Genomic DNA, 14,805 nt, shown 5'->3' with positions numbered 1-14,805 from the left:
CTGCCCCAGACCCGCTTCGTGCTGCGCAAGGCGCTGGCCGCCAAGCTCCCCGTCATCCTCGTGGTGAACAAGACGGACCGCGCGGACGCCCGCATCGACGCCGTGCTGGAGGACGCGCAGGACCTGCTCCTGGGACTGGCCTCCGACCTCTCCGAGGAGATCGACGACATCGACGTGGACGCGGTCCTCGACGTGCCCGTCGTGTTCGCCGCCGCCAAGGCCGGCCGCGCCTCCACCGTGCAGCCGGCGGACGGCGACGTCCCGGAGTCGGAGAACCTGGAGCCGCTGTTCAAGGCGATCCTCGACCACATCCCGGCTCCGGCCTACAACGCCGACGGCGTGCTGCAGGCACACGTCACGAACCTCGACGCCTCTCCCTTCCTGGGCCGTCTGGCGCTGCTGCGCATCTACGGCGGCACGCTGCGCAAGGGACAGACCGTGGGCTGGATGCGCGGCGACGGTGAGATCTCCTCCGTCAAGGTCTCGGAGCTGCTCGAGACCCAGGGACTCGAGCGGGTCCCGGCGACCGAGGCCTCGGCCGGTGACATCGTCGCGATCGCCGGCATCCCGGACATCATGATCGGCGACACGATCACGGACCTCGAGGACCCCCGGCCCATGCCGGCCATCACGGTCGACGCGCCCGCGATCTCCATGACCATCGGCATCAACACCTCGCCGCTGGCCGGACGGGAGAAGGGCACCAAGGTCACCGCCCGCCAGGTCAAGGACCGCCTCGATGCGGAGCTCGTGGGCAACGTCTCGCTCCGCGTCCTGCCCACCGAGCGTCCGGACGCCTGGGAGGTCCAGGGCCGCGGCGAGCTCGCGCTGGCCATCCTCGTCGAGCAGATGCGCCGCGAAGGCTTCGAGCTCACGGTGGGCAAGCCCCAGGTCGTCACCCGCGAGATCGACGGCAAGGTGCACGAGCCGCTCGAGCACACCACCATCGACGTCCCGGAGGAGCACCTGGGCGCCGTCACCCAGCTGATGGCCGCCCGCAAGGGCACGATGGAGTCGATGAGCAATCACGGCACCGGCTGGGTGCGCATGGAGTTCAAGGTTCCCGCGCGCGGCCTGATCGGCTTCCGCACCCGCTTCCTCACGGAGACCCGCGGCACCGGCATCTCGAACTCGATCTCCGCCGGCTACGCGCCGTGGGCGGGCAGCATCGAGTTCCGCACCAACGGCTCCCTGGTGGCCGACCGCGCCGGCACGGTCACGCCGTTCGCCATGATCAACCTGCAGGAGCGCGGCACGTTCTTCGTGGAGCCCACCTCGGAGGTCTACGAGGGCCAGGTCGTGGGTGAGAATTCCCGCAACGAGGACATGGACGTGAACATCACGAAGGAGAAGAAGCTCACGAACATGCGTTCGTCCACGGCCGATTCCTTCGAGAACCTCGTGCCGCCGCGCAAGCTCACCCTCGAGGAGAGCCTGGAGTTCGCCGGCCAGGACGAGTGCGTCGAGGTCACCCCCTCGATCGTCCGCATCCGCAAGGTCGAGCTCGACCAGAAGGAGCGCGCCAAGACGAGCGCGCGCCTGCGCCGTCAGAACGCCTGACATCCACGCGGCGGGGGAGGGCACGGCAGCACGTCCGTTCCCTCCCCTTCCGCGCACCACCGCCGAGCAGGAGATCGCAGCCCCCTTGTCGACACCCACAGTGCTGTTCGTCCACGCCCACCCGGATGACGAGTCGATCGCCACGGGCGGCACGCTCGCGCGCCTCGTGCGCGCCGGTGCCCGCGTCGTCCTCCTCACCGCCACCCGCGGCGAGGGCGGTGAGGTGATCGGCGAGGAGCTCGCACACCTCGAGGGGGAGCGTGAGGCGCTGGCCGCACATCGGGAGAACGAGCTGGCGGCGGCCATGCGGATCCTCGGCGTGCGCGACCACCGGTTCCTGGGCGACCCGGGAGACGGGGCCCCGGTGTTCCGCGGGGACCAGGGCGGTGACCTGCCGGCCCGTCGCTTCGAGGACTCCGGGATGGTGTGGGGGGCCGACGGCCATGCCCATGCACCGGACTCCATGCCGGACGCTGCGCTCTGCGCGGCCGATCTGGGCCTCGTCGCCATGTACGTGTGGGAGGTGATCGAGGACGTCCGTCCGGACCTCGTCATCACCTATGCCGCGGACGGCGGCTACGGCCACCCGGACCACCGGCGCGTGCACGAGGCCACCCTCGCCGCGCTGCTCACCCGGGTGCGGTCGGGCCATTCCGTCCCACAGCTGCTCACCATCGTCAACCCGGCCGAGGCGGTGGAGGAGCGCTTCGACTCCTCCGCGCCGGGCTTCTCGCTCACCGGCTTCGCCGCCGCGGAGAAGGCCTCGACCATCGCCGACGACGTGCCGGTGGCCGTGGTCGAGGACGTCGAAGAGGTCATCGGCCTCAAGGCGCAGGCGATGGCCGCGCACGCCACGCAGATCATGGTGGCCGGTGAGTTCTTCGCCCTGTCCAACGGCGTGGGTCAGCGGATCGACCGCCGGGAGCACTTCGCGCTCATGGACGTACGCGCGGACGGTGCTCCCGCTCTGGCACTGCCCGGGGCGCCGTTCTCCGATGTGCTGGACCTGCTTCCGGCCCCGGCACCCGGGCTCGGAGTCCCCATCCGCACGCGGGAGGGGCAGGGGGCCGCTGACAGGGCCGCGGACCGGGTGAGCTCCGCCGGAGCGCCTGCCGCCGCAGCCGCTCCGGCGTCCGGTGCCGGCGCCCCGGGTGACGGGACGGCCTCGGGCGCGGCCGGCGGGAGTTCCGCGGGCGTGGCCTCCTCAGGCAGGGCCGATGCGCGTGGGAACCCGGCGGACGAGAGCTGGAAGGCCACCCTCGGCGGCGTCCTCCACGGCCTCGTCATCGGCCTCGTGGTGGGGGTGCTGGGATCGTTCCAGCACCTCAACGCCTTCGTGTGGCACGTGGGTGAGGGCGGCGTGATCGTTCCGTGGGGCCTCGTGCTCGCGCTCGTCCTCGCGGTGGTCGGACTCTGGCACATGAGCGTGCTCTATCGCAGTACCATCGTCACCGTCATCACCGCGGCGGCCATCTCCGGCGTGGCGTATGCGCTCGCGCAGCCGTCCTTGTGGCCGGGAGCCGATCTCGTGGTGACCGGTTCGCTGCGGTCGCTCGTGTGGCTCTTCGCACCGATGATCGCCGGGGCCGTGTTCGTGTTCGCGACCCCGGGCCGGCGCGCGGGCCGCACAGGGGCGCAGCGGGGACCCGCAGACGCAGAGCAGGACAGCAGCACGGGACGGTAGGACCCATGACGGACAACGAGAACCACGACGATGTGAACGGCACGGGCGACTGCCCGGACGCCTTCGACGTGCTTCCGGCCTCCACCGGCGCGATCGAGTCCGAGGCCGACGACGGCACCCGGCACGCGGAGCCGAGCGGTGAGGACGGTGCGCTTCCGGACGTCCCGGCGGCGGACTCCGCGGGCGAGGCGGACTCCGGGGCTGCGGGCGAGGCGGACTCCGGGGGTGCGAGTGAGGCGGAGGCATCCGTGGAGCCGGAGTCGCCTGCTGAGCCCGAGGCCGAACCCGGTGGCGAGGCCGAAGGCGTGCCCGAGCCGGGCTCCGCACCCGAGGCCGAGGCGTCTGCACCCGAGGGTGAGGTGCCCGTGGACGAGGCGGGACCTGAAGGTGAGCCCGAGCCGGAGCCCGCGTCTGCTGTGCCGGAGGAGGCTCCCGCCGAGGCGGCATCGGCGGAGTCCGCCCTGAAGAGCGCCGAGCCCGAGGCTGCAGCCCCGGACACCTCGTCCGCACCATCCACGGCTGGGCACGAGCTCGAGACTCCCGCCGAGCCCGAGACTCCCTCCGAGCCCTCGGCGGCGGAGAACTCGGCTGCATCCTCGGCACCGGAGGGCGTGGCTGAGACGGCCGAGCCTGCAGAAGTGATCGCAGGCTCCGAACCCACTGGTCCTGAGGCTGAGCCAGGGACCGCAGTGCCTCAGCCTGAGCACGCGGTGGCGGAACCCATCCCCACCGTCTCGGAACCCGAGCCCGAGCCCGCAGATCCCGAGCCTGCACTCACAATGCCTGAGCCTGAGCCTGAGCCCGACGCCGCTTCCGCCTCGGCCTCCACGTCCGAGCACGCTCCGGCGTCGCACCGGCGCAGAGGACGCGCAGCAGCGCTCTCCGGCCTCGCCGCGGCCGTCGTGGCGGTGGGCGGCTATCTGGGTCTGGCGTACTGGCAGTCCGGGTCCCTCCCCGCCTCTGCGCAGGCCGCGGGAGTCGACCTCGGCGGCATGAGCGAGGACGAGGCGATCACCGCGCTGCAGACGGGGACGGAGGATCCCGCGGCGCAGGAGCTCACGGTGACCGCGGGTGAGACGGAGGCGACCCTCGATCCTGCTGCGGCCGGCCTCTCGGTGGACGCCGAGGCCACCGTGGACGCGGCGCTGGGCTTCTCCGCGGATCCGCGCGTGGTGTGGGACCGGCTGTTCGGCGACGACGAGCTCGATCTCGTCCTGGGCACCGAGGAGGAGAAGCTCGCCCCCGTGCTCTCCACGACCGCCGAGGACCTCTCCCGCGAACCGGTGGACGCCACGCTCACCGTGGACAGCGGCACGCCGGAGGTCACCGAGTCCGCAGACGGCCTCGTGGTCACCGCGGAGGATCTGCGCACCGCTCTCACCGAGCAGTGGCTGCGCACGGACGGCCCGCTGACGGTCGAGCCGGAGCGCACCGCACCTGCCGTTACGACCGAGGCCGCGGAGCGGGCACGTGCGGACATCGCGGAGCCCGCGCTCTCCGACGACGTGGTCATCGAGGCGGATGACGACGGCCGGACGCACAGCCTCACCGTCTCGCCGGAGGTGCTGGCCTCCACCCTCCGGTTCGAGCCCTCCGAGAGCGCGCTCGCGCCCGTCTTCGACGAGAAGGCACTCCGCACCGAGGTCTTCGACGCCAACCCGGGCGTGGGGAAGGAGCCGGCGGACGCCTCCTTCCGCGTGAACGGCGACTCGCTCACGGTGGTTCCGGCGCAGGCAGGCGTGGGCGCTGACCCGGAGGAGCTCGCGGACCAGGTGGGCGAGGCGATGGTCTCCGAGTCCCGCACCGGCGAGATCACCCTCACGGAGACGGAACCGGACTTCACGACTCAGGACGCGGAGAAGGCGGACGTCTCCCAGACCGTCGCGGAGTTCTCCACCCCGTACTCCTCCTCTCCCGCACGCGACACCAATCTCCGGGTCGCCACGGACAAGGTCCGCGGCACGGTGCTGCAGCCCGGCGAGCAGTTCTCCCTCAACGAGACGCTGGGCGAACGCACGGCGGCGGCCGGGTACAAGCCCGCGGGGGTGATCTCCGGCGGGCAGATGAAGGAGGACTTCGGCGGAGGCGTCTCCCAGGTCTCCACGACCCTGTTCAACGCGGCGTTCTTCGCAGGGTTCGACCTCGACGAGCACCAGGCGCACTCCCGCTACATCTCGCGCTACCCGGAGGGGCGGGAGACCACCCTGGACTGGACCTCGATCGACCTGAAGTTCACCAACACCACGGATGCCCCGGTTGTCCTCGACATGCACCTGGCCGGCGGCGAGGTCGTGGCGCGCGTGCTGGGGAGTGAGAAGGCGGACGTCGAGGCCTCGGCCTCGGACCGCTTCAACTTCACCTCGCCGAGCACGGTGACCGAGTCCGGTCCGAGCTGCACACCGCAGTCGCCGGGACAGGGCTGGTCGATCACGATCTACCGGACCATCAAGGATCCGAGCAGCGGCGCGGTCGTGTCGAAGGACGACTTCACCACCGTCTACCGTCCTGTGAACCGCGTGGTCTGCGAGGACTGAGCGCGGCTGCGGCGGCGGACGGACTGCGGCGGAGATCGCACCCGCGTGGTCTGCGAGGACTGAGCGCGCAGGCGGAACCGGCAGGACCGGCGGAGCCCGCGGTTCAGCGTGCGGCGTACCAGCTGCGCTGGCTCACGGTCGCGCCCAGGGACTCGAACAGGCCCAGGGATGCGGCGTTGTCCGCCTCCACGTCTGCGAGGTAGGAGCGCACGCCCCTGCCCGAGGCCGTGGCGAGGGCGGCACGGACGACCGCCCGCCCGGCGCCTCGGCGGCGGAGATCCGGACGGGTGATGAGGTTGGTCACGACCGCCCAGCGGTTGACCTCCGCCATGCGGCAGTGCGCCACCGGGGTGGTGGACCCGTCCGGGTGGTGGGCGAGTGCCGTGACGAACTGCACCTGCTCTCCGCCGCGCACCAGGGCGGCGTAGGCTTCCCGCCCGGGGGAGTCCGGGCCGTGGCCCAGTGCCGTGATGTACTGCTCCGAGGCGGTGTCCGAGACCTCGATGCTCAGGCCCGGGAGCGCGACATCCGCGGCGCGGGTGGCACCGGCCGCGGCCTCCCGCGTGGAACCCGTGAGCACGAGGGTGGCAGCGGACGGGGTGTAGCCGCGTTCGCGCAGCAGCGGTCCCAGCTCGCGGCACTCCTCGGCGAGGGTGCTCGAGGCGTCTGCGGAGTAGATCTGCACGACGGGAGGCTGCCCGCGTTCGGCGTACCAGGCCTCGCATGCGTCGAGCGCCTGCGCTGCGGGCATGCCGGGGGAGGCGATGGGCAGCGCGGAGTTCGCCCGCCGTGAGCCCGCCTCCGGGGAGCTGCGCAGCAGCCAGCCGGTCTGGACGAAGTCGTCCGATTCGCTGAGCTCCGCCCGGACGTTGTCCGCGTGGAGCCACGTGCTGCCCGCAGGCAGCCAGGCTCCCGCGGAGACGAGGCGAAGGCTCGAGGCGGAGAGGACCTGATGCGGGCGCCCGGTGCGCACGGGTGCGGGCGGCACCTCGTGCGCGAGCAGGATGTCCGCGCGGGGGATCACGGCGCTGCCGCGCTTCGTGGAGACCGTCACGGAGGAGGCATCCGCCGCCTCGACCGTGCCGAGCGCATCCGTGGCACCCTCTCCGGACCGGTACCGGATCACGACGCGCATGCCTTCGCGCAGTTCCATCACTACCTCAGCTTCCTCACGGGCGTCCTCCGCGGACGAGTGCACCGGACCACTCTACGGGGGAGGGCTCAGCGGATCCTCCTCCGGTAGACGAGGATCGCGATGCCGTAGGCGACGAGGAGCATTCCCGCGCACCAGGCGAGGGCGACCCAGATCCCCGCTCCCACCGGCTGTTGGGCGAACAGCGCCCTGATCGCGTCCACGACCGAGGTCACAGGCTGGTTCTCCGCGAACCACGCGATGGGTCCGGGCATCGAGGCGACGGGCACGAAGGCCGAGCTGACGAACGGGAGGAAGATCAGCGGGTAGCTGAATGCGCTTGCGCCGTCGACGGTCTTCGCTGACAGCCCCGCGATCACGGCGATCCATGTCAGAGCGAGGGCGAAGAGGATCAGGATTCCGGCCACCGCCAGCCACGCGCCCAGCGAGGCGCCCGTGCGGAAGCCCAGGGCGAAGGCCGTGCCGATGACCACCCCGAGGGAGACCACATTGGCCACGAGCGAGGTGAGCACGTGCGCCCAGAGCACGCTCGAGCGTGCGATCGGCATCGACTGGAAGCGCTCGAAGATGCCTCCCTGCATATCCAAGAACAGCCGGTATGCGGTGTATGCGATCCCGGACGCGACAGTGATGAGCAGGATCCCCGGAAGCAGGTAGCTGACGTACGCCTCGTCGGTTCCCGTGTCGATCGCACCGCCGAACACGAAGACGAAGATCAGCATCAGCGCGATCGGCATGATCGCGGTGGTGATGATGGTGTCCGGACTGCGGAGGATGTGGCGCAGCGACCGGCCGGTGAGCGCACCGGCGTCGCCGAGGACGTGGGCGGTCATCGGGGGCCTCCTTCAGTCCGTGCCGCGTCCTGCGGCACCGTTGCATCTTCCGGCGCCATGGCATCCTGAGCCCGTGGGGCCTCGGCGGCATCACCGCCGACGAGGGCGAGGAAGACCTCCTCGAGGGTCGGCTGCTTCTCCACGTACTCGACCGTCGCGGCGGGGAGGAGCCGCTTCAGCTCCGCGAGTGTGCCGTGCCGGATGATCGTGCCCTCGTGCAGGACCGCGATGCGGTCGGCGAGCTGTTCGGCCTCGTCGAGGTACTGCGTGGTCAGCAGTACTGTCGTGCCGCCTGCGGCGAGCGCTTTCACCGTCTGCCACACCTCGATGCGCGCCTGAGGGTCGAGCCCAGTGGTTGGCTCGTCGAGGAAGACGATCGGCGGATCGCCCACCAGGCTCATGGCGATGTCGAGCCGCCGCCGCATCCCGCCCGAGTACGTTCCGGCCCTGCGGCCGCCCGCGTCCGTGAGCGAGAAGCGGGCGAGCATCCTGTCCGCCACCGGGCCCGGATCCGGCAGGTGGCGCAGCCTCGCGACCAGCACGAGGTTCTCCCTGCCGGTCAGCACCTCGTCCACCGCCGCGAACTGTCCGGTCAGGCTGATCGACAGGCGCACGTCACCAGCCTGGGCTGCGACGTCGAAGCCGTTCACCGTGGCTGTGCCTCCGTCGGCCTTGAGCAGGGAGGACAGGATCCGCACCAGAGTCGTCTTCCCCGCGCCGTTGGAGCCGAGCAGTGCGACGATGCTGCCGGGCTCGACGTCGAGGTCGACGCCGCGCAGCACCTGCAGCTCCCGGTAGGACTTGGTGATGCCTGCGAGCCGGATCGCGGGCTCCGTGCGAGCCGGCTCCGTGGCCGTGGCGGTCATGACTCCTTCTCCTCACCGGTGCGGCGCTCGGCCCCGTCGATCGTCTGCCGGAGGCGCTCGCGCTCCTTGTCGATCCACTGCCTGCCCGCGTATGCCTGCGCGAATGCCTCGATGAACTCGACCGGATCGTCGCCGACGACCGCACGCAGCGGGGTCGCATCAGCGGCTGCCCGCTCCCACAGCTCCACGAAGTCGTCGAACATCGTGACGAGGGTGTCGGCGTCGGAGACGGGCCCATTCACCAGCAGGTAGCGCTGACCTGCCTTCGCGGCGCTCAGGTACGGTTCTGGCAGTGCCTTGATCCTTGCGACGCTCTGCCTGTACTGCTTCTTCTGCTCGAGCGATCCGGTGAGGTACTCGATCCATTTGGCGGCCATGTCAGGCCCCTTCCTTCTCGGTGTTCTCTGACAGGTCCGTCTGCTCCGATGAGCCTGTGTCTTCCGGCGAGCCCGTGTTTTCCAGTGGCCCCGTGCGGTCCGCTTTGTGTGCGGCATCCGGGCGGAGCTGCTCGATGCGCTCGGAGAGGAGGCCCCAGGTCCGCCAGAACTCGGTGAGGCGGTCGCGCCCCGTGGGGTTCAGCGAGTACACCTTGCGCGGCGGTCCCTTCTCCGAGGGGACCCTCTCCACGTCCACGAAGCCCCGCTGCTCGATCCGGACGAGCAGCGCGTACACGGTGCCTTCCGCGATCTCAGTGAAGCCCTGCTCTCGCAGCCATGCCGTGATCTCGTACCCGTACGCCGCCCTTTCGGCCAGGATCGCCAGGACGATGCCCTCGAGGGTGCCCTTGAGCATCTCCGTCATCTGACTTGCCACTGTGCGCCCCCTTTCTACTCGGTATCACTCAGTACCGCTACACAGTAACGCTGAGTACCGCTACTTGGCAACACTGAGTACCTGTGGGTTCCGCGAGCGCAGGGCGGACCAGGGAGTACCCTTGTGGGGAGTGGATCCGACCCCTTAGGAGAAGTGACCGTGACCTACGTCATCGCGCAGCCGTGTGTGGACCTCAAGGACAAGGCGTGCATTGACGAATGCCCTGTGGACTGCATCTACGAGGGCGAGCGTTCGCTCTACATCCACCCGGACGAATGCGTGGACTGCGGCGCCTGCGAGCCCGTCTGCCCGGTGGAGGCGATCTACTACGAGGACGACACCCCGGAGGAGTGGGCCGAGTACTACAAGGCGAACGTCGAGTTCTTCGACGACCTGGGCTCGCCCGGCGGGGCCGCGAAGCTGGGCAACATCGGCAAGGACCACCCCTTCATCGCTGCGCTTCCCCCGCAGAACCAGGACGCCTGAGCCCCGGCCGGGCCCACGAGCACCACAGAGGATGAGACATTGCGCGCTGAGCCGTACACCGCCGGATTCGGACTGGACCTCCCCGGGTACCCCTGGGACTCGCTGACCCCCTACCGGGAGACGGCCCAGCGCCATCCCGGCGGAGTCTGCGACCTCTCCATCGGCACGCCCGTCGATCCCACGCCGGCGGTGATCCGCGAGGCGCTGGCCGCCGCCGCGGACTGGCCGGGCTACCCCACGACCCAGGGCACGCCCGAGCTCCGCGAGGCCATCGCCGCCTTCTGCCGCGAGGTGTTCGGCGCACAGCTGGACCCCGCGCGTGAGGTCCTCCCGCTCGTGGGCTCCAAGGAGGCGGTCGCCTGGCTCCCCACCCTGCTGGGTCTGCGGCAGCGAGGGCTGGCCGTGGCACACCCGGCCGCGGCCTACCCCACGTACGCGATGGGTGCGGAGATCGCGGGCCTGCCCGCGCGCGTGGTGGACGCGGACGAGATCCTCTCAGGCGCCGACCTCTCCGGCGTGGGCCTCCTCTGGGTCAACTCGCCGGGCAACCCCACCGGGCGCGTGCTCACCACCCGGGAGCTCGCGCGGATCGTCGAGGCCGCGCGCGCCGCGGGTGTCGTCATCGCCTCGGACGAGTGCTACGCCACCCTGGGGTGGGAGGGCGCGGAGGTCGCCCCGAGCATCCTCGACCCCGCCGTGACGGGCGGCGACCACACCGGCCTGCTGTCCGTCTACTCGCTGTCCAAGCAGTCCAACCTCGCAGGCTACCGGGCGGCGTACCTCGCGGGGGATCCCGTGCTGGTGGAGAACCTGCTGACTGCGCGGAAGCACGCCGGCATGATCATGCCGGGGCCGGTCCAGGAGGCCATGATCGCCGCACTCGGCGATGCGGCGCACCGGAGTGCGCAGAAGGAGCTCTACCGCGCACGCCGTGCGGTGCTGCGGCCTGCGGTCGAGGCGTTCGGCCTCCGGATCGACCACTCCGAGGCGGGGCTCTACCTGTGGGGAACCCGCGGGGAGGACTGCTGGGAGACCATCGGCGCACTGGCCGAACTGGGCATCATCGCAGGTCCCGGAGCCTTCTACGGGGAGGCCGGCGCGCAGCACGTGCGCATCGCCCTGACCGCCTCCGACGCCGTGATCGCGGAGGCCGCGAGTCGTCTGCGCGGGGCATAATACACTACCGTGGTGTGATTTCGTGTGACCTCCACAGTCGAGTAGTCTTTCCCCGACTCTGAAACGATTCTGAATCCCCTCTCAGCGTGAGCTGAGTACCAAGACGAGAGGTGTCGTATGACCCAGGATGCAGTGCTGCGCACAGGCGGCAAGGACCTCGCACTGGAGTCCGTCGAGGCCACCGAAGGAAATTCGGGGCTGAGGATCAGCAAGCTCCTGGGGGAGACCGGCACGGTCACCTACGACCCGGGATTCGCGAACACCGCGTCGCTGAAGTCGGACATCACCTACATCGACGGCGACGCCGGCGTCCTGCGTTACCGCGGCTACGACATCGAGGAGCTCACGGAGAAGTCGACCTTCGTCGAGGTCGCCTACCTGCTCATCTACGGCGAGCTCCCCACCCCGGACCAGCTCGCGGCCTGGGACGCGCGGCTGCGCCGTCACACGCTGCTGCACGAGGACATGCGCCGGTTCTTCCAGGCGTTCCCCTACGACGCCCACCCCATGCCGATGGTCTCCGCGTCCATCGCGGCGATGTCCACGTTCTACCAGGACAGCCTCAGCGTCCACGATGAGGAGCAGATCGACCTCTCCACGGTCCGGCTGCTCGCCAAGATGCCCACGATCGCCGCCTTCGCACACCGCAAGGCGCAGGGTCTGCCCGTGGTGTTCCCGGACAACGACCTGGGCCTCGTGGAGAACTTCCTCCGCGTGAACTTCGGCTTCCCGTCCGAGCAGTACGAGATCGACCCGCTCGCGGCGAAGGCCCTCGACCAGCTCTTCATCCTGCACGCGGATCACGAGCAGAACTGCTCCACCTCCACCGTGCGCCTCGTGGGCTCCTCGCAGGCCAACCTGTACCAGTCCATCTCCGCCGGCATCAACGCTCTGGCCGGCCCGCTGCACGGCGGCGCGAACTCCGCGGTGCTGGAGATGCTCGAGGACATCAAGGCCTCCGACGACGGCGCCAAGTCCTTCATGGAGCGCGTGAAGAACAAGGAGGACGGCGTCCGGCTCATGGGCTTCGGGCACCGCGTCTACAAGAACTACGACCCGCGCGCGGCGATCATCAAGAAGACCGCGGACGAGGTGCTGGAGAAGCTCGGCGGCAACGACGAACTGCTGGACCTCGCCAAGAGCATCGAGGAGATCGCGCTGGCCGACGACTACTTCGTCGAGCGCAAGCTCTCTCCGAACGTGGACTTCTACACCGGCCTCATCTACAAGGCCCTGGGCTTCCCCACGAACATGTTCACGGTCCTCTTCGCCGTGGGCCGCCTGCCGGGCTGGATCGCCCAGTGGCGCGAGATGATCACGGATCCGGAGACCAAGATCGGCCGTCCCCGCCAGATCTACACCGGCTCCGGGCTGCGTCAGTACACCCAGCTGCACGAGCGCTGAGCCGCGCACACGCAGAGAAGCGCCCCGCTCCCGGAACCGAACCGGGAGCGGGGCGCTTTCGCACGTCTGCGGTCTCTGTGTGTGGAGCCCGGTCGCCTCATACGCCCACCATGCATGGCAGGGGTGAGGGGCCGGAGGGAGTGACCGGCCGACGGCCTCAGCCTCCCTCGCGGCCGTAGGTGAGCCTGCGCAGCAGCATCTCTGCGGGTCCGCGGGTACTACGGTCCTCGAACATCGCCGCGAGGACGCAGGAGAGGAGCCACACCGCTGCGGCCAGCGTGAATGCACTGGCGGTGGTGATCCTCTCCCCGAGGCCGAGGCCCCAGGCGGTGAGCACGGGCGCGAAGACGAGCGACTGGAACAGGTAGAAGCTCAGCGAGCGCTTGCCCACCGCGGCGATGGCACGCGCGGGCCGGGCGATGAGCAGGGGGTGCTCGTGGAGCGCGCGCCGGCCGAGGCGGAGTGCGAGGAGCCCGAACAGGGCCGCATAGCCCAGCCCTCCCGCCACCCCGGTGACGGAGTGGAGACCGATGAGCATCCACTCCGAGGTCTCGGGCAGGTGCAGGACGCCGGCGAATGCCAGCGCCTGGGGCAGGCCGCCCAGCACGCCCACCGTGATGCCCGTCCAGGCGATCCGCACGAGGCGTCCCCGGTGGGCGGCCGGGTCGTCGAGCAGTCCGTGACGGGCGGCGAGCCAGCCGAGGACCATCGCGAGCGGAACCGCGAGCATGAGCACCGTCCCCGGCGTGCTCAGCGCCCACATGCCGAGGCGGGATGCTGCGGCGAGAAGGTAGTTCGGCTGGCCCGCGGTCATGTCCGTGAGCGGGCTGCCGGTGCCGCCGGTCTCCATCCCCGCCGCGATCTCGGCGGTGACCTCCGCGGGCAGCAGGGTGAGCAGGAATCCGGAGACCAGGCCGAGCAGTGCGCCCAGCGCCAGCAGGCTGCCGAAGATCCAGGCGACGATCCGCAGGGTGCGATCCGTCCGGGAGAAGAACAGCCCGCCCACCACGAGCCCGGCGAGACCGTAGGCGCCCAGGATGTCCCCGTGGAAGAGGAGGAGCGCGTGGAGGGCGCCGAAGGCGATCATCCACCAGTGACGGCGCCGGAGCATGCGTCTCACGGCGTCCGCGGGCACACCGCGCGCAGCGCGGGAGACGGAGAACTGGACCATGCCGTAGCCGAACAGGAACGCGAACAGCGGGTAGACGCGGCCGTCCACGAGGGTGAGCGAGGCGGTGGCGAGGACGGTGTCGAGGGTGTCGCCGTCCGTGGGGTGCGCGGAGGACAGCCCCGTCGGATGCCCCCACAGGTGCCAGGAGACGTTCGCCACGGCGATGAGCAGGAGCATGAGGCCGCGCGCGAGGTCGGGGGCGAGGGCGCGTCCGGCACCGGCCTGTGCTGCGGACTCGGCCTGTGCCGTCGGGGCGGATTCGGCCGGAGCCGCCGGATCAGCCGGAGCGATCGAGGCCTCGGGGGCGATCGAGGCCTCGGGGGCGGCCGGGACCGGTGGCGGAGAGCTCGGCCGGGGCGGCGGCACACCCGGCCTCGGCGGCGGGTCCTGCGGCAGGGGCGGAACGGTCATGGGGCCTCCTGGGACGGCCGCGCCCGGTGCTGGAGGTCAGCACCGGGCGCGGGAGGTGAGGGCAGGCGCCCGGGGCGCCCGGCCGGTGTGTCAGTGCAGGTCCGGGTTGAGCTCGATGCCCTTCGCGGTGCGTGCGTGCGCCTCGACCGCACCGGTGGAGCCGTTGCGGCGCAGGAGGACGTTGTCCGCGCCGGAGAGCTCCGCGGCCTTCACCACGCGCCCGTCCTCGGACATGAGGGCCACCGGGGTGCCGGCGGTGACGTAGAGCCCGGCCTCCACGATGCAGTCGTCGCCCAGGGAGATGCCGATGCCGGAGTTCGCCCCCAGCAGCGTGCCGGAGCCCACCGTGATCTTCCGGGTGTTGCCGCCGGAGAGGGTGCCCATGATGGAGGCGCCGCCGCCGATGTCCGTGCCCTCGCCCACGACGACGCCCTGGGAGATGCGCCCCTCGACCATCGCCGAGCCGAGGGTGCCGGCGTTGAAGTTCACGAAGCCCTCGTGCATGACGACGGTGCCGGGGGCCAGGTGGGCGCCGAGGCGGACGCGGTCGGCATCGCCGATCCGCACGCCGGAGGGGATCACGAAGTCCGTCATGCGCGGGAACTTGTCCACGCCGAACACGGAGACGGTGCCCCGTGCGGCGAGCCGGGCGCGGGTGACCTCGAAGCCGTCCACCGCGCAGGCGCCCGCGGAGGTCCAGACGACGTTGTTGAG

13 protein-coding genes are annotated in these 14,805 nt (G+C 70.7%); 6 read left to right on the top strand and 7 right to left on the bottom strand.

Going from position 1 to position 14,805, the window contains the following annotated elements:
* The 3 genes from Q0A33_RS05805 to Q0A33_RS05795 all read left to right on the top strand — a co-directional run.
* On the top strand, positions 1-1,560 hold a 1,560-nt coding region (locus Q0A33_RS05805; RefSeq protein ID WP_291794360.1), incomplete at its 5' end, for an EF-Tu/IF-2/RF-3 family GTPase.
* A gap of 85 nt (positions 1,561-1,645) precedes the next feature.
* Entirely contained in the window at positions 1,646-3,244 is a 1,599-nt protein-coding gene (locus Q0A33_RS05800; protein ID WP_291794358.1) for a PIG-L family deacetylase, read from the top strand.
* Positions 3,245-3,249: 5 nt separating this feature from the next.
* On the top strand, positions 3,250-5,778 hold the full coding sequence (locus Q0A33_RS05795) for a VanW family protein (RefSeq protein WP_291794357.1): 2,529 nt from the start codon (positions 3,250-3,252) through the stop codon (positions 5,776-5,778).
* Positions 5,779-5,881: 103 nt separating this feature from the next.
* On the opposite strand, the gene Q0A33_RS05790 is transcribed toward Q0A33_RS05795, so the two are convergent.
* The 5 genes from Q0A33_RS05790 to Q0A33_RS05770 form a co-directional block, all read right to left on the bottom strand.
* Positions 5,882-6,931 (bottom strand): GNAT family N-acetyltransferase, encoded by a 1,050-nt coding sequence (locus Q0A33_RS05790; protein ID WP_291794355.1) that lies wholly within the window; start codon positions 6,929-6,931, stop codon positions 5,882-5,884.
* 68 nt (positions 6,932-6,999) lie between these two features.
* A complete protein-coding gene (locus tag Q0A33_RS05785; protein ID WP_291794353.1) occupies positions 7,000-7,764 on the bottom strand; it encodes an ABC transporter permease in 765 nt (254 codons plus the stop codon).
* A complete protein-coding gene (locus tag Q0A33_RS05780) occupies positions 7,761-8,630 on the bottom strand; it encodes an ABC transporter ATP-binding protein (RefSeq protein ID WP_291794351.1) in 870 nt (289 codons plus the stop codon). The genes Q0A33_RS05785 and Q0A33_RS05780 overlap by 4 nt, the downstream gene beginning before the upstream one ends.
* On the bottom strand, positions 8,627-9,007 hold the full coding sequence (locus Q0A33_RS05775) for a DUF1048 domain-containing protein (protein ID WP_291794349.1): 381 nt from the start codon (positions 9,005-9,007) through the stop codon (positions 8,627-8,629). Before Q0A33_RS05775 ends, Q0A33_RS05780 begins: the two co-directional genes overlap by 4 nt.
* A gap of 1 nt (position 9,008) precedes the next feature.
* Positions 9,009-9,443, bottom strand: a complete 435-nt coding sequence (locus Q0A33_RS05770; protein ID WP_291794347.1) for a PadR family transcriptional regulator — start codon at positions 9,441-9,443, stop codon at positions 9,009-9,011.
* Positions 9,444-9,602: 159 nt separating this feature from the next.
* Here Q0A33_RS05770 and fdxA point away from each other — a divergent pair, with 159 nt between their 5' ends.
* From fdxA to Q0A33_RS05755, 3 genes are all read left to right on the top strand, one after another.
* The gene (gene fdxA, locus Q0A33_RS05765) at positions 9,603-9,929 is read left to right on the top strand and encodes a ferredoxin (protein WP_291794361.1); all 327 of its coding nucleotides are present in this window, start codon (positions 9,603-9,605) and stop codon (positions 9,927-9,929) included.
* Positions 9,930-9,968: 39 nt separating this feature from the next.
* Positions 9,969-11,105, top strand: a complete 1,137-nt coding sequence (gene dapC, locus Q0A33_RS05760; protein ID WP_291794345.1) for a succinyldiaminopimelate transaminase — start codon at positions 9,969-9,971, stop codon at positions 11,103-11,105.
* Between the two features lie 117 nt (positions 11,106-11,222).
* Entirely contained in the window at positions 11,223-12,509 is a 1,287-nt protein-coding gene (locus Q0A33_RS05755) for a citrate synthase (RefSeq protein WP_291794343.1), read from the top strand.
* Positions 12,510-12,666: 157 nt separating this feature from the next.
* On the opposite strand, the gene Q0A33_RS05750 is transcribed toward Q0A33_RS05755, so the two are convergent.
* Complete coding sequence (locus Q0A33_RS05750) at positions 12,667-14,091, bottom strand: DUF418 domain-containing protein (RefSeq protein ID WP_291794341.1); 1,425 nt, start codon at positions 14,089-14,091, stop codon at positions 12,667-12,669.
* A 90-nt stretch (positions 14,092-14,181) separates the two neighbouring features.
* The coding region (locus Q0A33_RS05745; RefSeq protein WP_291794339.1) for a DapH/DapD/GlmU-related protein at positions 14,182-14,805 on the bottom strand (624 nt) is incomplete at its 5' end.

Source organism: Brevibacterium sp. (genome assembly GCF_022712115.1).
Lineage (GTDB): Bacteria > Actinomycetota > Actinomycetes > Actinomycetales > Brevibacteriaceae > Brevibacterium > Brevibacterium salitolerans.
This window is presented reverse-complemented; position numbering and strand designations above follow the sequence as displayed.